This is a genomic window from Bartonella tribocorum (assembly GCF_002777915.1).
GTDB lineage: Bacteria > Pseudomonadota > Alphaproteobacteria > Rhizobiales > Rhizobiaceae > Bartonella > Bartonella tribocorum_A.
On sequence record NZ_NJGE01000015.1, the window covers coordinates 20,266 to 38,646 of the forward strand.

At 42.5% G+C, this 18,381-nt stretch carries 24 protein-coding genes; 6 read left to right on the forward strand and 18 right to left on the reverse strand.

The window, feature by feature from the left end; all coding sequences use genetic code 11:
• Positions 1-41: 41 nt before the first annotated feature.
• Positions 42-383, reverse strand: a complete 342-nt coding sequence (locus CER18_RS06525) for a HigA family addiction module antitoxin (protein ID WP_100129243.1) — start codon at positions 381-383, stop codon at positions 42-44.
• A gap of 10 nt (positions 384-393) precedes the next feature.
• A complete protein-coding gene (locus CER18_RS06530; RefSeq protein ID WP_100129244.1) occupies positions 394-672 on the reverse strand; it encodes a type II toxin-antitoxin system RelE/ParE family toxin in 279 nt (92 codons plus the stop codon).
• 233 nt (positions 673-905) lie between these two features.
• On the opposite strand from CER18_RS06530, the gene CER18_RS06535 reads away from it, so the two are divergent.
• The 3 genes from CER18_RS06535 to CER18_RS06550 all read left to right on the forward strand — a co-directional run bounded on the left by CER18_RS06535 (position 906) and on the right by CER18_RS06550 (position 1,896).
• Entirely contained in the window at positions 906-1,157 is a 252-nt protein-coding gene (locus tag CER18_RS06535; RefSeq protein WP_100129245.1) for a type II toxin-antitoxin system Phd/YefM family antitoxin, read from the forward strand.
• A 155-nt stretch (positions 1,158-1,312) separates the two neighbouring features.
• A complete protein-coding gene (locus CER18_RS06545) occupies positions 1,313-1,591 on the forward strand; it encodes a type II toxin-antitoxin system RelE/ParE family toxin (protein ID WP_100129247.1) in 279 nt (92 codons plus the stop codon).
• Between the two features lie 17 nt (positions 1,592-1,608).
• Entirely contained in the window at positions 1,609-1,896 is a 288-nt protein-coding gene (locus tag CER18_RS06550; RefSeq protein WP_100129248.1) for a HigA family addiction module antitoxin, read from the forward strand.
• An 87-nt stretch (positions 1,897-1,983) separates the two neighbouring features.
• Here CER18_RS06550 and CER18_RS06555 read toward each other — a convergent pair whose 3' ends face one another.
• From CER18_RS06555 to CER18_RS06585, 7 genes are read right to left on the reverse strand one after another with little or no spacing between them, the layout of a single operon-like run.
• Positions 1,984-3,360: a Bgr_08870 family protein gene (locus tag CER18_RS06555; RefSeq protein ID WP_100129249.1), complete on the reverse strand. Its 1,377-nt coding sequence runs from the start codon at positions 3,358-3,360 to the stop codon at positions 1,984-1,986.
• A gap of 14 nt (positions 3,361-3,374) precedes the next feature.
• Positions 3,375-6,704, reverse strand: a complete 3,330-nt coding sequence (locus tag CER18_RS06560; protein ID WP_100129250.1) for a DUF4815 domain-containing protein — start codon at positions 6,702-6,704, stop codon at positions 3,375-3,377.
• A 1-nt stretch (position 6,705) separates the two neighbouring features.
• Positions 6,706-7,812, reverse strand: coding sequence for a phage tail protein (locus CER18_RS06565; RefSeq protein WP_100129251.1), 1,107 nt, complete (start codon positions 7,810-7,812; stop codon positions 6,706-6,708).
• A complete protein-coding gene (locus CER18_RS06570; protein WP_100129252.1) occupies positions 7,812-8,639 on the reverse strand; it encodes a baseplate J/gp47 family protein in 828 nt (275 codons plus the stop codon). Before CER18_RS06570 ends, CER18_RS06565 begins: the two co-directional genes overlap by 1 nt.
• Positions 8,636-8,977 (reverse strand): GPW/gp25 family protein, encoded by a 342-nt coding sequence (locus CER18_RS06575; RefSeq protein WP_100129253.1) that lies wholly within the window; start codon positions 8,975-8,977, stop codon positions 8,636-8,638. Before CER18_RS06575 ends, CER18_RS06570 begins: the two co-directional genes overlap by 4 nt.
• The gene (locus tag CER18_RS06580; RefSeq protein WP_100129254.1) at positions 8,974-9,663 is read right to left on the reverse strand and encodes a phage baseplate assembly protein V; all 690 of its coding nucleotides are present in this window, start codon (positions 9,661-9,663) and stop codon (positions 8,974-8,976) included. Before CER18_RS06580 ends, CER18_RS06575 begins: the two co-directional genes overlap by 4 nt.
• The gene (locus CER18_RS06585) at positions 9,644-10,183 is read right to left on the reverse strand and encodes a hypothetical protein (RefSeq protein WP_100129286.1); all 540 of its coding nucleotides are present in this window, start codon (positions 10,181-10,183) and stop codon (positions 9,644-9,646) included. Before CER18_RS06585 ends, CER18_RS06580 begins: the two co-directional genes overlap by 20 nt.
• Positions 10,184-10,235: 52 nt before the next feature.
• Between CER18_RS06585 and CER18_RS06590 the strand changes: the two genes are divergently transcribed.
• Positions 10,236-10,550: a type II toxin-antitoxin system RelE/ParE family toxin gene (locus CER18_RS06590; protein WP_100129255.1), complete on the forward strand. Its 315-nt coding sequence runs from the start codon at positions 10,236-10,238 to the stop codon at positions 10,548-10,550.
• A 16-nt stretch (positions 10,551-10,566) separates the two neighbouring features.
• Positions 10,567-10,863 carry a HigA family addiction module antitoxin gene (locus CER18_RS06595; protein ID WP_100129256.1) on the forward strand — a complete coding sequence of 99 codons (297 nt, stop codon included), beginning with the start codon at positions 10,567-10,569 and terminating at the stop codon, positions 10,861-10,863.
• A 46-nt stretch (positions 10,864-10,909) separates the two neighbouring features.
• Here the strand turns inward: CER18_RS06595 and CER18_RS06600 are convergent, their stop codons facing one another.
• Together CER18_RS06600 and CER18_RS06605 are read right to left on the reverse strand one after the other, a co-directional pair.
• A complete protein-coding gene (locus CER18_RS06600; protein WP_100129257.1) occupies positions 10,910-11,188 on the reverse strand; it encodes a hypothetical protein in 279 nt (92 codons plus the stop codon).
• The gene (locus CER18_RS06605; RefSeq protein ID WP_100129258.1) at positions 11,185-11,940 is read right to left on the reverse strand and encodes an antA/AntB antirepressor family protein; all 756 of its coding nucleotides are present in this window, start codon (positions 11,938-11,940) and stop codon (positions 11,185-11,187) included. Before CER18_RS06605 ends, CER18_RS06600 begins: the two co-directional genes overlap by 4 nt.
• Positions 11,941-12,317: 377 nt before the next feature.
• Here CER18_RS06605 and CER18_RS06610 point away from each other — a divergent pair, with 377 nt between their 5' ends.
• Positions 12,318-13,400: a hypothetical protein gene (locus CER18_RS06610; RefSeq protein ID WP_100129259.1), complete on the forward strand. Its 1,083-nt coding sequence runs from the start codon at positions 12,318-12,320 to the stop codon at positions 13,398-13,400.
• Positions 13,401-13,427: 27 nt separating this feature from the next.
• Here CER18_RS06610 and CER18_RS06615 read toward each other — a convergent pair whose 3' ends face one another.
• From CER18_RS06615 to CER18_RS06645, 7 genes are read right to left on the reverse strand one after another with little or no spacing between them, the layout of a single operon-like run.
• Entirely contained in the window at positions 13,428-13,784 is a 357-nt protein-coding gene (locus CER18_RS06615; protein ID WP_100129260.1) for a head-tail joining protein, read from the reverse strand.
• A 1-nt stretch (position 13,785) separates the two neighbouring features.
• The gene (locus tag CER18_RS06620) at positions 13,786-14,862 is read right to left on the reverse strand and encodes a major capsid protein (RefSeq protein ID WP_100129261.1); all 1,077 of its coding nucleotides are present in this window, start codon (positions 14,860-14,862) and stop codon (positions 13,786-13,788) included.
• 12 nt (positions 14,863-14,874) lie between these two features.
• Positions 14,875-15,243 (reverse strand): head decoration protein, encoded by a 369-nt coding sequence (locus tag CER18_RS06625; RefSeq protein WP_100129262.1) that lies wholly within the window; start codon positions 15,241-15,243, stop codon positions 14,875-14,877.
• Positions 15,240-15,572 (reverse strand): hypothetical protein, encoded by a 333-nt coding sequence (locus CER18_RS06630; RefSeq protein ID WP_245410060.1) that lies wholly within the window; start codon positions 15,570-15,572, stop codon positions 15,240-15,242. The genes CER18_RS06625 and CER18_RS06630 overlap by 4 nt, the downstream gene beginning before the upstream one ends.
• Positions 15,503-16,570 (reverse strand): S49 family peptidase, encoded by a 1,068-nt coding sequence (locus tag CER18_RS06635; protein WP_100129263.1) that lies wholly within the window; start codon positions 16,568-16,570, stop codon positions 15,503-15,505. The genes CER18_RS06630 and CER18_RS06635 overlap by 70 nt, the downstream gene beginning before the upstream one ends.
• Positions 16,560-18,131: a phage portal protein gene (locus tag CER18_RS06640; protein ID WP_100129264.1), complete on the reverse strand. Its 1,572-nt coding sequence runs from the start codon at positions 18,129-18,131 to the stop codon at positions 16,560-16,562. Before CER18_RS06640 ends, CER18_RS06635 begins: the two co-directional genes overlap by 11 nt.
• Positions 18,131-18,379: a phage head-tail joining protein gene (locus CER18_RS06645; RefSeq protein WP_100129265.1), complete on the reverse strand. Its 249-nt coding sequence runs from the start codon at positions 18,377-18,379 to the stop codon at positions 18,131-18,133. The genes CER18_RS06640 and CER18_RS06645 overlap by 1 nt, the downstream gene beginning before the upstream one ends.
• Positions 18,380-18,381 lie beyond the last annotated feature (2 nt).

An 18,381-nucleotide genomic window follows, 5' to 3' on the forward strand; every position in this document is an offset into this window, starting at 1 on the left:
AAAACATGACTCATCTCCCCGTCTTTAAGGTGGGGAGAAGGTTACGAATGGCTATGTTCCATTTGCGCATTCATTTCTCTAGCTGTCAGTGTTGGAATAGAAGAGACATCAATATTACGCTCTGCATGCCAAGCATCATAATTGGCTTGCATACGTAACCATATGGCAGCTCCATCACCAAACATTTTTCCAAGGCAAGCAGAAATAGCAGGAGAAACAGGCTTTTTTGCTTTCAGGATATCATAAAGATGTTGGCGTGATATACCGAGCATCTGTGCAATTTCTAATTTTGTTTTGCCTGTCTCAGGAATAATATCTGCTAAAACTTCTCCTGGATGAGTAGGGCAGCGGTTTTTATCTCTTTGTGCAGGAATGTCATTCATAACTGTATCCTTAGTGATATTGTTCAAGATCAACACGATAAGCATTACATGAGTCAAATTCAAAGGTAATACACCATGGTCCGTTAATGTGGACAGTATAACGAGTGGGTGAATATCCAATCAAAGAATGAAAGTTAAATCCTGGAAGATTCATATCTTCTGGTCTTTCAGAAGAATCTAAACGATCAAGACGAACCATGATACGTTTTACAAGTCTCTTATCAATCTTAGATGAATTTCCTGTTCTGAATAATTCTGCCAATGTTTTGCTTTTAAACGTTTTAATCATTTCTTTATATAGCGTGAAAGACTATAAATGTCAACAAATAGCTTACATTATATGTGCTAAAAAAGCTCTATTTCTTAAGTTTTTTTATTTAAGATGGGGAGGAGTTTAATAGCGTCCCTTGAGTGAATTATTTCAATTACAAAAGATGCTTTTTTCTCCAGTACGTTGTAAAACATCTTTACATAATACATATTATACGTACAATACGTATTATCTATTAAAAGGCTGTACTTATGAAAAAATATAGTTTTACAGATGTTAACCGCGGGGCAGGCGATATTTTAGACGAGGCTATGTCAACACCTGTCGCTTTGACAAAACGAGGGCGTGAAAAAATCATTATGCTTCCTGTCGATTTATATCATGAATTAATGAAATCTCGTTCTAGTGTACAATCTTTTTCCTATGCAGATGCACCGCAAAATATATTAGATGATTTAGATCATGGTTTAGATGACATTTTAAACAGTGATGAACATGTTTAAAGCGGAGGATGTTGTTCGATATTATTATTTATGGCATGAACAAGTGCAAAAAGGTGAGCATTCAGGGAGAAAAGTACGTCCTTATTGTGTTATGGTCAAAACTGAAAAGCATCTTTTTTTCTTGTATTTTGTAACGATACACGATATAGTTCATTATGATTTTAGGATTTAAACATAAAGGGCTCGAAGCCTTCTACAACACTGGTACGACAAAAGGTATTCAGTCTGCCCATACTCAGAAGTTAAGGCGTATTCTCGGTGCTCTTGATGTAGCTATATCACCAAATGATTTGAATTATCCGTCCTTTCGATTACATCCTCTAAAAGGTGATCTTAAGGGCTACTGGTCAATTACTGTAAATGGAAATTGGCGCGTAATATTCCGTTTTGTTGGTATAGATGTCGAATTGGTCGATTACCTAGATTATCATTAAATAAGGAGAACTAAAAAATGATGAAAAATCCTCCACATCCCGGTGAACTCTTGCGTGAAGATGTAATTGCAGAGCTTGGTTTATCTGTTACTGAAACAGCGGAACGGCTTGGTATGTCTCGTGTCGCATTTTCTAGGGTTTTAAATGGGAAAGCTGCACTTAGTCCAAATCTCGCTATTAGGCTTGAAATGGCTGGTGTAAGTACTGCACGCGCTTGGCTCGCTATGCAGGCAAATTATGATTTAGCACAGGCTCTAAAACATAAGCAACCTAAAATACATCCTCTTTTTACAAGTTCTTGTTAGTACTGTTCATCGTATTGGAATGCTTTCTTAATGTGACATTATAATTTGAATTTGGTCATCTTTCTCGTGTGGTTCTTTTATAACCATTCATTCTTTCCACAATCTTATAAAGACAGCGCCATCAGCTCCAGCACCACTTGGAGAAGAATCAGAGTGAGCACCAGCACCGCCACCCCCAAAACCACGCCCTGCTTTTCCTGAACTATAGGAACCTAGTCCTATCCCTCCAGCTCCCCCCCTTGATGTATCGCCTCCAGCATCACCACCATTACCGCTTGTTTTGCTCGTAATTCCACTCGTTCCAGCATAACCATTTCCGCCTTTAGCAAGCCCTAGATTCTCGTCTGTTGCCAAGCCAAAATTTCCCCCCACTCCTCCAGTACCACCACTTCCTGAATAGTAGGAGGTATTATTATTAAATATCGACTTATAGGTATAAGCACCCCCACCACCACACCCTCCTGTGGCGGTAATAAAGTTCTTGCCAACAACTGTTGTTCCTCCAGAATTACCTGTCACATACCGCTCTGCAACAGAAGCTCCTCCTTTACCAATGATGATATTCTCATGTCCATTTAAACTCGCTTTATAGCCATACCACACGCTGCAACCTCCACCGCCTCCTCCTCCTCCTAACCTTGGTGTATCGGCTCCACCGCCACTACCCCCACCACCCCAAGCTTGGATCTCAACTTTAGTTTTATCCGTGACCCAATCGGGCCATTGAATTTTTCCATCCTGCGTATAGAGCAATTCAGCATCAGCAAGAGCTGGCCAATTGGTGATTTTATCGGTCAAATCCTTTTTAAGCCTCTTTATTTCTGCCAAGATGGCTTCATCTACTTGCGCTTTCGTATAAACAACATCACCCTCCACTTTAAGCGGTCCTTTCAACGTGCTTCCATTTGTGCTTAAACTTGTCACCGTTTCACCATTATGAATAAGGCTAAATGGAGAATTACCCAAAAGTTCTAAGCCACCACTCATTGTGACTTTGCTGGTAAATTTATTATAATTTTTCCATTCATTGGGGCTTGTGAGGCGCCCATAGCTGGTCATATCTTGATTAATCTTAGCTCTAAAATCATCAAGTCCCACGATATCTTCGGTTTTATGTTGGTGTGCGCCTAACAGTGAGACAGCACTGCCAAAAGTAAAATTATTGTTGCTTGATTTGTAGAGCACATAATTATTGGCGGCATCTTTTGCCCCCTCGATATCGCTTAAATCAGCAAAAGTGAAGGTTTTATCTGCTGCCATCTTGCCATTAAGAGTGCTTTCTAGATCTGTGATTTCGCTTATGGTATGCGTGTGGTGTAAAGGCGCCTTTTCGTCTATTTTTTCCTCAGCAGCCACAAGCGCTTGATCAAGTTTATTGAGGTTTTCACGCAAGATGGGGAATTCAGAACTGATAAAACGCCCCTCTTTAGGCAATTCCATGTCGAGTTTTTTGGTTTTAGTCATCTCTTATTCTCCCCTCATAATATGCCAGCGCCAAAATCACACACCATAGAACGCGCCGCCGGTCCACCAGTAAGCGTGAATTTAAGGCGTGCTTGTTTGGCTGTTTTGTCACCACTGATAAATTTTCGTTCTGTCCAAAGTGGTTCAGCAAGTTGTTCTGTTTCATCGAGTTTCAAAGGGACAAACGCCCCATCATCCAGTTGCATCTCGAGGGTGAAAGAGGAACCGCCCGGCAAAAAGGTTTTGATATAGCTGGTCAACCTTGCCTTTTCTCCAAAGGTAAAAGCACGCGTGACATAAGTTGCTTCCTTATGGATCTTTCCTGCAATCAATTGAATGGGGGCAAATAACACCGGTGAGAGTTTCTCTGTACCTTTCAGAATAGCGCGAAGCTTGACCTTTTCACGGATATATTCGGTAAGGCTTAACAATTGAAAGGGCAACAGTTGGTAAACCGTGCCGTTGTTGCGTTCAATTTCAAAGATGACAGAGCAATCGCTTGAAGGCAATTCTACCGCTGCACGCACTTGCAAATCAGAACAATCCACAAGGTCAAATTCACCTAAATCAACTCTCTTTTCTGTTTGCCTGTAGCGGGCAGCGAGCACCCGAAATGCCAAGGCTTTATCTTGATGGGCTGTCCAGCTCTTGGCATTGACCGAGGAAAAACGAGGACCCGTCACATAAGGGTGACTTGAGACGTATCTTTGGTTCTCTTTATCAAAATCTCCAAGTTTGGCGAGAGAAACAGAATGATCCGCATCATCGGTTTTAAGCACAAAGGCGGTCAGACGATCATCGGGCACGAGCAGTGGCACATCATAGCGTGCGCTAGCCCATCCTTCCTTTGCACCTTTCATTGAATAAGATGTTTGGGCTTGAATATCAGCGGTAGGATAACCGTTTTCGGTGGTGACCAAATCAATAACAAGGTCATGGTTTTGATTGCCAATTTTACAAAGATGGAAATCCACCCCCGTGATTTGTCGTGTTTCATCGGGAGTAAAGACTTGGGCTTGCGGGTCATAGGCTGTCCATATTTTCACTGTGGTGGTCCGCCGCATCACCTTCACATCAATCACCCCTTGACCAGTAAAAAGCCCCGTGGCGATTGTGCCACCTTTCTCTCGTGCGATCACGTTTTTTGTACCAGCCGTAATATTGGCAGGAATGGTAAAGGTACCTTCAATACTCCCCTTAGCATTGGCAACAAGACGGTTGTTGAGCAAGACATTGACACCATCAAAGGTAAGGCTTTCCAAGATTTCTCCACTGCCAAAGCCTTCAATTTTAAAGTTTAGCTTCATTTGCCTTAAAAAATCGATTTGCTCTCGAGTTTCATTGATGAGGTCATTCCGTACTTCCGTGTTACGGATAGCTCTCCCACGGTTCCTGCCCATATTGAGTTGATTGGTCACACTTGAGAGCCAATCGGTGCGCTGTTCATGCCAAAAGTCTGTTGCGGGATTAAGGGTGACTGTTCCAGGCAAGGGCGCAAAATTTTGATAGGGGTTGATCTTTTCGCAAGCCGTTGTCAATTCTTGCGCAATGATGACTTCGTTTGTCCAATCAAGGGTGACGGGCGTGGTCAGGTGAGCGGTGTAAAAGGTTGGAGCAATGGCAAGCTGTAAAATGCCATGACCAATAGCCCCTGTTTGGGGAAAACCTTCATCGCGATAACTGTCATCGAGAAAAGGGTCAACAAACATGCCTTTTTTGGCAACGGGCTCTTTAGAGTCAACATTGCTTTTAATACGTTCTAATTGCATCAGCCGATCAAGAGAGAGCACCCGTTGAAAATAACGCCACATCTCATCATAAGGGGCAACACGCGTGCCATCATTGACCACTTGGGGGGTGCTAAGCCAATTGTTGGTAATGGTGGCAAGAGAGAGCACATCATCAGGGACACTAGGTGCCATGGGTTGGTCTGAGGAAACCCCTTTGATATAGACGACATTGCCTTTTGTGTTGAGACCAATACGGTCAATGCGGGGGAGTTTGTAAGTGTAACTCACAATGATATCACCCCCTATTGCACCCCCTGAGACAGTGATTTCCTGCGCTGTGACTTTATCAGCCGTGATTTTTGCGCGGGTGCGGTAGGTCACCGTATAGCTGCTTCCTGGTAAGGGTTCATCTCCCACCGGTGCCCAATCAATGGTGTCTCCGGTTTTTTTGAAATCCTTACCTTCTTTAAATTCCTTGGTTCCTTGAACAATTTTGATAAAAGCGGTGATGCTTTTATCGGGAACACCATCACGCCCAGCAGCAACCGCACCACGGGTTATCGTCACGGTTTTTTCTTTGGTCAGTAAAATGGAATGGACAGCGGCAATGGGAAAATAATAGGGTCTAAAGGTAAAACTTTCTTCCTGCTTTTGAGAAGAAGAAGATACGTTGGCGCTAGTATTAGAAAGAGCATTATATGTCTTAAGAACATTGACAACATTGAGAGCGCTGGAAGCGCCAAATTGATATCTACTTTCAGAATTTGAAAGAATTGAATTTCCTCTAATATGAGTGTCATTTTTTTGAACATCAGATAGAGAGTCTGTTTCTTGGTCTTGTGGCGCAAAAATATGCGTTTCACTGGGGACGATTCCTTCAGAAAAGTCTTCCACCTCTTCATGGCGCAAAGCAGCCAAGCGCTTGCGTTTAAAACCATTGATATTGGCTTCTCCCTCTTGAATACTGAACACTTGCTTTTGTCTCTCTTGCCCCAAAGCTGTGACATGGCATCCCCCCACGATATAATGTCCATGGGCGCGATCATAGGTCGCAATGGCTTGCATAGCCGGTTCAAGCAGTGAGGGGGATTTTTGATCAATCAAAACACCATCTTGCAAGATATAGACCGGAAAAAACGTGCCTTGCTGGTCATCATCTTTGAGAGCCCACACAAGTTTTGCGACCTCGCGTGCCGCCCCGGGCTCTCCTTCTGCCAAGGATCCTGGAACTTGTCCTAACAGTTCTGGATCATCCTCATAGGTCACCCATTTCTTTTGCAACTTTACACCGATTTCCACGCGCCCCATCATGGAAATATTCTCTAAGACAGCATTTGAGACGGGAAAGATATCGCCTGCGATATAAATCTTGCCCTCCGTTAAGGTAACGGTTTTTGTGTCTTTGTTGACAAAAGCATCAGCCCGTTCAACGCGGTCTCCTTCTTGTGCCACAAGGCGCCCCAAACGGTCATGACGCCCCCTGATGATGGTTTGCATTTCATTGAGTTCACCACCTTGAAGAAAAGAGCGCCTGCCATAAAACACCACGCTTTGTTGTTCATCTTTGCCTACCGATCTATCAATTGCAAAGGGTAAACCGCTTTCATGTTTCATGTTAAAACCTCAATAAAATTTTGAATTGTTCGCGAACATCAGCACGCAAAGGAATGTTGATGGGTGTTTTAAGGATCTCTACACCGCCCTTTAGTTCACCCTCGTCACACCAAAGTTTGCCAGGGGGTGTCTGCTCTGCCACAGTGCCATGAACGAGAAGGGAAACAGAGGCGGCATGTTTGTTCTCAACATCCTCAAAATCTGTGCGCGCTGCAAGAAACAACATTGTCCCTGTTGGAGAAGGATTAAATCTGTTGCCACAATGGCTGTAGGCGCCATCAATAGCTTGTTCAATAGGCTGGACAATGTTGCATCTTCGATACCCAATCAGAGTATTTTCAACGTCTCTTAAAGCCAAATAAAGTGTGCGGTTGCTAAACCACTCTGCCATGAGTATATCGCGTTCGTGTTTTTTGACCGAACACCAAGGAAAATTTGCAAAATCCCAAGGGTAATCAATTTTCTCCCAGCTTAATTCGTCATCTGTGTCATCAATCCAGTTGCCAATGAGTTTTCCTTCTTGTTTTGTGAGCGTGTGATTGATTTCTGTCATGCGTCCAAAAGAAAAGAGAGTGCCTCCAGTTGTTAAGCGCACGCCACTCTCAAAATCCAGCATGTTGTCATCAAGGTGTGACATATCCCCCTTTATGGCTTCCACATCATAACCATAGGTCCCACGGCGGAAATCAGAGCGAAAGCTTTTGGAAAGGTCGACAATCGCTCCAATGGCTTCAAGGCTGCTTTGTTCAGGCAATTGATCAAAATCAAGTTGAAAGGAATTCCACCATGCACGCCCAGACCATGCGGGTGTAAAACGCGCGGAAATCTCTAACCATCTCAACCCCATCTCTATTGCTGCAACAGAGCCGCGCAGGCGCTGCCATGCAAGTCCTTGGTCAATCAAATCATAGAGGTTTGGAACATAAGGTGTGAGTTCACCAAGTCCATATTCTTCAATCAACCATGGCAAAAAGCGGGGAGGGCGTGTGATCAGTTTTGCACGTGAAATCCCCAAAACAGCTCCATCAACATCTTGATGAAAGTCGCAAGCATCGGCAAGGCGTTTCTCAAATTCTGTTGCATGTGAGGGGAGCAGCGAGCCAACCATTAGCGCGTCCGTCCTTTAAAGTTTAAGGTGATTTTGCCAATCGATAAGATTTCTTCATCACAGACCACACTGTCCTTTGTTGGTGTCATGGCAATCACTTTCTGGACACCAGGAATCATTAGTTTTGAAACCCACCACGAGAGGCTTAATTCGCGACCAATGGCTTGTTCTTGTTTCCAAGCCGTGCGTAAATTTGCCTCCATTGTCGTGAGAATTTTCAAAGATGTTTCCGGCAACAGCCAAACATCGGCTTCTAAATCCAGCACTTGTTTGACAGCAGCATGCACAATGATGGTATCATTGGTCATGATGATATTTTTTCTGTGAAGAGCTTGTGAAACTGTTTGTAAGAGATCTTCAGAGGCTGTTCCTTCTTCATTATTGCCAAAAACAGCAACATAGATGGTTGGGTTTTTGCCTTTACGATAAATAATGGCATCTTTCACACGACTATCGGCCGTTAAGGCGATAAGTTTGTAATAGGGTTCTGTTCCACTTCCGTTTCCCCCACGGGCATGAAGCTGTATGCGTTCACGATATCTCTCATCACTCTCACCCTCTAAGCGGGCAATACCATGCCAGTTTCCCAAAGCATCAAGGGATTCACCGGTGGCAAAATCAAGAATATTATTGCGTGCTGCCTCGTTGATACGCTGTCTTAAAAGCAGTTCTCGATAGCTAAAAGCCTCAATAACTTTTACGGCTGGATCACTTTCCAAAAATGTATATTCGGGTAAAAGCTCTTTTAAATGGGTAAGAACAGCCGCGCGGATTTCCTCAAAAGAAAGTTCTGTAATAATTTCCGGTTTTGCAAGCGCTCTACTCATTGTATCAATAATCCTTCCATGGTGATGGGCTTTCCTGAGGGCAAATAAATGCCCTCAAAGGACAGAGAAACTTGTCCGGTTCCAAGCATTTTAAAATCAATCTTTTTCAGCTTAAAACGTGGTTCCCATTTGTCTAAAGCCTCAGCAACGGCGGCATAAAGAGCAACAGCAAAGGCGTTATTCACCGGCGCATCAATGAGTTCTGCAATGCGTGAACCATAATCACGCCGCATCACACGCGTGCCAATGCGTGTTGACAAGATATCAATAATCGACTGCCGCAAATGCTCTATGCCAACCAATGGCTTTCCTGTTGTACGGTCCATTCCACTGTTCAATTTGGACCTCCTGTCATGGAACCACCAGGGAAAACACCCCCATGAACATGGGTTGCTCCTACATTGGTGCCGTTATGCTTTAATTCCCTTGAATTGATGGAAACCTCATTGCTTGAATGAAGAGAAATTCCACCTTGTGAATGGAGTGAAATGTTCCCCTCTGCTTTTACAGAAATGTTTCCCTTTGCCTTTAAACTCAGATCACGTTCTGAGGTGATTTTGATGCCCTCCGGTGCACTAAGCTCTAGCTTACCGCCATCCCCTTTGAGTGACACGCCATCAGAGATGGTTAGGAGAAACTTTCCACCCGATTTTATATTAAGGGCATAGGTGTTTTGTTCATCATCATATTCAAGGCTGGTGCCATCGGGATAAAGTGTTTTATGAATATTGCCCTTATCAGCTGCTTGGTTCGCATCGGTATGAATAGAGCCAACAATCACCCCTTGTGATAAATCACCTGATGATGAGACAACAATGACTTGTTCTCCAACATCGCGCCCTTCATAAGAGCGTGTTTTACCGGCGCGGGCTTGGGTATCTGGAATCCAATCACTGATAAGATTTCCAGTTTTTACGCGATAGCGTGCGTTTTTATGGTCAACATGGCTAATTTTCCCTACCACAACCATATTGGCTACGCGTCTTTTTAAATCGGAGATCTCCTTATCGCGCCGCTCTAACATGGTCACCTTCAATTTTATGGTATTTGTCTTTGTTTCCCATACCTGTTTCGGGTTTAAAACCTAGAAAAGGTGTAACAAGCTTTGTGCTTACTCCTTCGTCAAAATTGGGGATATTGGTGACATAAGTCACGTCAAAGGTTAAAATTGCACCGTGGAGCGCTAGGGCGCCATTATCACCAAAGGCAAAAGCAATATTTTGCAGGGGGCATGTCTCAACGGTGTTGTTAAGATTGGGGTTGGCATGGAAAATCTCTTCAACTTCCCATGCTAATTGGTCAACAAAGCGTGCACCCTCTTCACATGTTGCATAGCATTCAACATCTACTGTTAAAACACGCCGCCTTAAGCCAAAATCATGTCCATCTTCAATGGTTTCACTTTGCGTTGAGATATTAATAGCTGGCATTGTCTCAATAAATAAATTGAAGTCACGCATATTGAAAACATTGTCACCAGCCACTGTTTTTGCTGCCTTTATCAACGCAACAAATGTTTCTCTTATCGTCTCGCGCGGATGCATAAATGTTTCTGTCATTCAATATTTATCCTTTTCTTAAAACTGGTATCATGTTATGATACATAAAAGAACGAATAGAGGTGATTTGGTGATTGAATCTTTTGCGGATAAGCGGTGTAAAGATCTTTTAGAAGGCAAGACGCCCAAAGGTTTTCCTGCAACATTGGTACGCATAGCACAAAGAAAATTGTTTATGCTCGATAAAGCAGTTGATCTTAAAGATTTGCGCAGTCCTCCAGGAAATCATTTAGAAGCATTGAAAGGAGAGCGTAAAGGTCAATATTCTATTCGTATTAATAACCAGTTTCGTCTTTGTTTTGAATGGCGTACTAATGGCGCCTATGAAGTTGAAATTGTAGATTATCATTGATCTATAGGAGGTCGAGATGAAAAATTATATTGCAATACATCCTGGAGAAATTTTACGGGAGGAATATTTAAAAGAATATGCTCTGTCTGCTTATGCTCTTGCAAAAGCATTGAATGTTCCACGCACTCGGATAGAACGTATTGTTGCGGAAAATAGTCCAATAACTCCTGATACGGCTCTTAGATTAGCCTCTTTTTTTGATACGACAGCTGAGTTCTGGCTTAATATGCAAGCTGCTTATGATGTTCATATTTTACAAGCCGAAAAAGCAGATGAATTTGCCAAAATTAATAAATTTGAATGTAGAACTTAACCACCTCCCCATTTTGAGAACGGGGAGGGAAGTTGTGTTTTTGAACTTAAGCAACCTTTTTAATAGGGTTCTCTAAATTTGGTTCATAAGCGCGCAATAAAGAATCCATGCTATGCGGTAACTCTGAATCTCCGAAATCTGTTAGAACTGTTAAGATTTTAAGCATACTTGGCATCTCATCTTGTAGTTTTAAAATCAAAGCTTTTTCTATCAATTCCATAACTTCAACTATAGCATTACAATTTTCATCTCCAATGCTTCGATGATTGGAAAATTGAGATAATGCCATCCACAAATCGCATAAGAAATTGGTATCTATCTTCATTGTACACCTCCATGAATTTGCTCTCTTAAACATGCTAATCCTCTGGAGGTGATTTTTGTCGAAGGGAGTACCTTTTCTGTACCATCTGGTCTTTGAATAGTGATAGCAGGGCAATCCATAAAGCCTTTCTTGATTTTATCTTGGTAAGGTAACAAAGGCGCCCCTGGAGCACGTCGATACACCCAATCATGTTTACGCAAGTAATCCGTTAAATCCTTTGGTCGTATCTCTAACATCTTCGCTGCTTCTATTAAACCGAACAAACCATCAGAACGTTTTAAACCTTCCAAAGCTTCGGCTTTTGGAGTTAATTCTGCAATGGTATTATCCTTTTGCTTGATTTGACTTTGTAAGTGATTCAAGACACCAAGTAATGCTTCGGGTTTGGAATAATCAACTTGTGGAGCGGCTATCTGTGGTGTTGCTACTTGTTTTAACCGTCTTTCACATTCGATAAAGTATAAACGAGCTTCTCTACCTTTCTTATTATTTTCAAGCATAGAAAGCTCTTTTGCTGCACTTAAAGTCAGATGATAATCTTTACGATTGTGTCCACCTCTACCTTTGCTCGCCAAAATTGGCGAGCAAACAAAGTCTTGATTTTCTGATAAATTATATTTTTTGATACGGTCAGTAATCCAATTAGAAAAATCTTTACCTATTTCCAAAAATGCATGTAAATCACGTGCATTTACTGTCTGAATCGCATCGCCATCAATGACTTGTTCTGTAATTTCTATAAGAGTGTTCATGTGAACTCCTAGTTGTTAGATGTTTCTTAATGACACTCTAAAAGAGTGCCGGGTGCTAAGAAACACGGCAACTAGCCCGTCGTTATGCCTTTCCCATAAAGGGTATTGTATAGCGTAACCACACCCGACAATGCCATTATATGCGTGTAACATACAATGAGTCAAAACTTTTAGTTGGCGGAGAAGAGATTGTTCCGGCAATCCATCCGCTAGTTGCTTTAAGGTGTTTCTTAGGCACCTGATTCGATTATTCATATCCTTATGATGATGTCAATAGATAATATTACATTTTTCTAAATTATATAAGCACATCTTTACTTTATTTATCGACTCACTTTAAAATTCCCCTCTTTTTATTTATAGCGGAGGGGAAAATAATGCGCGACGTACTTGATACAATTGCGATGATTGTATGGTTGTTATCTTTACCAATTATTATCACTGGGATCGTTTTCATATGTAGAAAAAAATGGCGCAAAATGGGGTTGAAGACTCTTGGTGTTGGCGCTCTATTGTTTGTCGGTGCTCCGATAGTAGGTGTTGCTGTACAGAAAGACAAACCAGATCAAGTTGTACATAATAATGAAGTTGTTATCCCCTCTTCGACTTCGTCAATAGATGTTGCTACTCAAGATGAAAGCATGGCTCAGGCACCAGTTGAGAATACTGATAAGCAAATCACGCCCACTCAAGACAATAAATCAGATGAAAATGGTGGGTTAGGTTTTTGGGGATGGTTTTGGTTAATTTTCTTTGCGTTTTTTGCGTTTTCCATTTTCGCTTATTGGCAAGACAAACGCAAAAAACGTTTTAAAGAGAAAGTTCCAGAACAGGCTTCAATGTCGCCCCCTCCTGCACATCCTTCTTCTGATTTCTCAGTCGTTAATAAAACATCTCCAGCATTTAAAAACGAACGATTGGAAAAGGGGATCAAGATTTTTCTCCTTTGTGCTCTATTGATTGGGGGTATAGTAGCAATAATAAGTATTTCACCATGGTTATTAGTAGCCATTATTATTGTTTCACTTTTGGGGATCGCTGTACATTTTGAAAATAAAAATATAAAGCTTTTTGAAGAACAAGTTGCGATGTTGCAACCATATATTCCTCCCTCTAATTTTTTGGAGGCATGTGAAATGTTTCAAGAACTTGATGCAAGTGAATATGATTATCGTTTAGCGCGTAATGAAAAATTGTTGGGAGTTCAAGAACGCGTTTCCTTTGATATTAGTAAAAAGACCACACTTTGGGGACGTCTTTTGGTTACAGATCAAGCCATTGTATTTGAAAGCCCTGAAAGGAATGAAAGGACTACTTGGACACGAATTGCATCAGTAGCTATAACATACAAAGGATGCCAAGTTAGTCGCCGTACCGGCATTCCGTGGAATTACCAATTCACTGCTTTTTCAAGCCCAAGATTTACAGCAGTAATCCGGGCTCTTGGGCGGCCTTATTGATTTTTAAACACACCAAACAAAGGTGTTTCATTGTTTCTGTTCTCGTAAGATAAGCTTGTACATACCGGATTCAGAGGCTTGGACATCTGTGACCACGAAGTGCTCTTGAGAAGAGGGGGCTTTGTTGTTTTCAGGTGAGATGATCACAATACTATCTTGAGGTTTTGGTGGTATTCCCCCGATATCATTGATACAAACATCAAGTTCCTTTTTTGCGATTGTGGTGGGGATTCTGCCACCAGCCTCCGATTCCGAATGTTTAATGGTGTAAATCGCTGTAATTTGAAACGATTGTTGATTATCTTTTCGCGTGTAGATGACGGGTTGCCCAAAGGTATTGCGTACATCTTGAATCATTTTATGAAGCAACCCGTGCCATCGCATGTTATTTTCCTCCACTAACCGCTTTAAAGAGCATTTCAGGGCGTGTGCAAATATAAAGCGGATAGCTATAGACCTCCGGCTTTACCCATGCATTACGGTCGTGATCAACGATCAGCATGGTGTAGAGAGGTTTTCCAACCGTGTTGGCAAAATCCAAACTTTCTCCTGGTGCAAAGGTTTTTTGAAACACTCCCAGTGCATTGGCAGGCAAGAATTGACATTCATCAGGCTTAATGCCTATGGCGCGTTTTGTCCCAGCCTTCGCACTCACATTATAGTTGTGAATACTCCGGTAATTAATGAAAGTCACACCCGCAAAGTCAAAACTACCAAAGCTTCCAGAGCCAATTGAACTTGGGGTTGCAACACCTCCAGCACTATTCAAAGTTTGTGCAAGAGCTGTGTTGAGATAGGTCTCACGAATTGTTTTATGGTTTTTCAATTTGGAGAAAAACTCATTTCCACAAAGCCCAATAATGCGTGAACGATCAGAAAACGCTCCCTTTGAAGCTTCAATCATTTTCATAATGACTTGATCAACATGGTCTGCAACATTGGTTGTCTCATTATTTAATTTAAAGTCAATCGGCTTTGGTGGAGTAATTTCCCATTCCTTGTACCAATCGACAATGACAGAGCCATCGGCATCAAGTACCACCCCTTGAACAGCGCCAAGTTGCATGTTTTCCCATGTCAATTCGATTTCAGAAATCAGTTTCTTTTGTTTTCTGGCAATATATTTCATTGCTGTCTCGAGTTGATCTTCTGTCCCAAATTCACGCCGGTTTTGGATTTCTTCTGATTTCACCGTGTCACTTTTGGCAATGCGTGTTGTTTTGAAAAACCGAAGATTACGTCCATCTCTATCACCTTCTGCCAAGGGGGCGCCACGTTCACTGGTTTGAATCAAGGACAATGTATTGTCACGTCTTTCAATACCAACCACTGTGGTGCTTGTTTCCACTTCCTCAAAAAGATCAAGAGAACTAATAAGCCCCGGTTGAAACTCATAGTTTTCAATCGCTTTCATCATGGTGGTGGCAGAGAAAGCGTCGTGTTTAAAAAAGTTCATATCCATGTGCGTATTCTCCTATCGCAATAAAATATTGTTATGGTCTTCGAGAGACTGAATGGCAGCACTTTTTTGTTCCTCTGTAATGGCATCTGGCCATAGCAGTTCAGACGCTTTTACAGTGCATAAGCGTGCTGTCATCACGGCACGTTGATCTGCCTCTGTTGCATCAACAGTGGCAAAAGAAATCCCAGCAGGGATTTGACTGCCATCTGATGCTGCTGGATTAAGGGGGGCATATTTTTGTGACGCTGTAATTTTCCCCATGACAGTTCCAGCTTCAATGAATGCTCCTGAAGCAAAAACCACTTCTTCGTTTGACATATCCGTATCGTAGGGTCCAAGATAAGCGCCATTGCGGATGTCTTCATAAAAAACTTGACTCATTTTATTGCCCTCCAAGCTGTTTCCCATTTTGCATGAATTTTTTCCTTGCTCGTCCCATCCCTATGGGGCGCTGTGGTTGATAGTTTTAAAGATGCGCTTTTCGAGACAGCGGCGGTTAACACAACATTTTTTGCTTTCTCAACACTCATGCCGCTTTTAATGGCTTTTKCTGCATCAAAAGAAACGCCTAAGCGCTTTGCTTGCCTTTCAAGGTTTGTCAGTGCCTCGCCACGTTTTCTTTCCTTTTCAAGAGCCGCTTTTACGCTTTCTTGTTTATCTTCGTCCTCATCTTCGTCTTCGTTTTCCTCTTCTTCGTCGAAGTCTTGCATGTCTTCGTCAATGTCGCTCTCGTTTTCGTCCTCTTCGTCCTCATTAATGACGTCGATAATTTTTTCATCATCATCTTCTCTAGCGCGGTATTGTGTGCGTGCCATGTGTTTTGTCCTTCTTTTGTTGCTGTTGGGGTTTGTGATATGGAATCCGTTAAGGCTTCCAAAGCTTGCGCAAGGGTGCCCTGCGCATCTGCTAATCCAAGCTCTAAAGCTTGGGTGCCTATAAAAGTTTCTGCTTTTGTGTCACGAATTGCGTCTGCACTCAGAGGTCTGTTTTTTGCAACCCAATCGACAAACATCTCGTAGAGCAGGGTGCAATCGGCTTGCATTTTTATCTGTGCTGTATCGTTCAAGGGTTCGTGAGAATTACCATGCGTTTTGTGATCACCTTCAAAAACAAAGGTCCATTTCAGCCCCTGTTTCTCATCTGCACGAGATTGGTCAAGATGGGCGCAAACAACCCCAATGGAGCCTACAACACCGGTGCGTGCAACCCATATTTGAGAAGCCGCACAAGCAATGGCATAAGCCGCCGAGCAAGCAAATTCATTGGCATGCGCCCAAATGGGTTTATTGCATTGTTTTGAAAGGGTTTGAAACTCTTCAACCAAATCAAAGATGCCACCGGCTTCTCCACCACCACTATCAATATCAAGTAAGATAGCCTTCACATCAGGCTGTACCATGGCTTCACGAAAAGAAGCTCTTAACCCTTCATAAGAAGTCAATCCCGATAAAGCTCCAAGCCATGCACCGCGGCGTACAAGCATGCCATGAACGGGTATTATAGCAACATTGTTTTGCACTACGTAAGTTTCTGGTGGTCTGAAAGGAGCCCCATTCTTTTCTAACAATGCTCTCATGGCAAATTTTTCTCCTTCAAAAAGCCGTGGGGCAAGAGCATTGAGAATAATATCAAGCTTTGTGGAGGCAAGCATGTGTGGAACTCCAAAAAGCCGGGATGCCAAAAACGGCATGTCGAGATTATTCACCATTTGCCTGCGCCTTACTGTATTGGTTACTTTCATAACTCTCAGAAGTCTCTGAATCTTCATCATCAATCAGTTGATTGCTAGCAGAGGGCGCTAGCGCATTATCGGTATCAAAGGATAAACCCCGCGTGCGCGCATCTGTGCGTTCTTCTTCGAGTTCGGCATGAATGCTGTCGATATCAAAGCCCCGTTCAGCCAACGCCATACGTCGTGTTTTCAAGCCAGCACGAATTTCTTCTTTTTCTGCCGTGATATCCTTGATGGGATCAATCATTTCAAGGGGTGGTGCAAAGCTTTCACATTGAAGCCATGGCAAGGAATTTTCTTCCCATCCTGGTAAGTGAACGCATTTGCCAAGCACTGCCATTTCGACAAAGCGTGCCCAAACAATTCGATTAAACTGAAAAGCAATGATATGTTCTCGCCATTGTTTAACATGCCGTCTAAACTGAATGATAGAAGTTCGCACATTGGAGAAGTTCCCCCGCGTAACGTCTCCAGTGACAACGGCATAAGGCATATTGAGAGCAGAACAAATTCTTGAAATATTGCGAAATTGAAAAGCTTCATAAGAGCCACCAACCTCAACAGGATTTGAGAATGTAATTTGTTTTTCACCATCGACTACGTTAACCGAGCCAGGGTAAATTGGATGCTCTTCGGGGACCTCTTCAATCTTCTTTTCCACCTTCTGTTCAATTTTCGTTTTTTCACGATTCTCCTCTAACTCTGCCTCATGAGATTCCTTCCCTGTAATAAATACCGCAAAAAGAGCCGCTGTTTTTTTTCGTTCAAGTTCTGCATCATCATAGGATTCGAGTTGAAAGATTTTTGTCATACAGCGCGTTATTTTGGGAGAACCGCGCAATTGTCCAGCAATCCGGCGCTCTTTGATATGAATGACCATTTCAGCAGGGACACATATGCGCTCTTGGCTCTTAAAGGCTCTGTTTGCAGGGCAATCATCATAGGGATGATGTTCCCAGAAATGATAAGCAACACGCTTACCACTGGCATCGAATTCAATTCCCATACGAATGTAATTGCCTTCAATCTCAGCAGGTCCATTATAGGTGAGATCCAGCATTTCAGTAGGATAAACTTGCAACTGAAGAGGCACACCAGAGCGCCCATAAAGGTCAACATAATGCAATCTTACAAAGCATTCGCCGGTTAAAAAGACCTCTCGTGCAATGGTTGCTTGCAGACCATAAAAGCTGGCATCTTCATCGTAGTCTGCTTCATCAACCCATTGCCACCATAAGTCTAAAAGCTTTTTCTTTTCTTCTTGAAAACCTTCAATGCGAGGATAAGGTTTAATCCCATCACTGACAGCCGCAGAGACCCATTCTTCAGTCGCAGACCCATAAAGAGATTCATTGTCATAAAGCCATCTTGAACGAGCAACAATGGTATCACCACATTCTTCAATCGCTTTATTGATATGTTGTTTTGCAGGGGCAAAACCACTCATACGGCGGCTTTTGCTTGCCGCTTCAAAATGGGGATTGTGTTGACGAGAAATTGTAAAAAAGCCTGTAATTTTATTGAACAAACCAGCCATTAATAGCCTCGTGATATGTTAAAATAGAACACGCGTGAACCTTTGCGCCCTTCAAGGTCCGCTATTTGCTTATTCAGCATCTCAAGAGCTCTGCGAAGTTCCTCAACAGAGCGGTTGCTTACTTGCTTATCGCCGTGACGCACTGATTGCGCACCCGAATAAAGCGCCTCTTCAATTTGTTCACGCCGCCTTTTTAAACTTTCCAGTCTGTCAATTTTGCTGTTTACTTGGTTCAAGTCTGTACGCATAA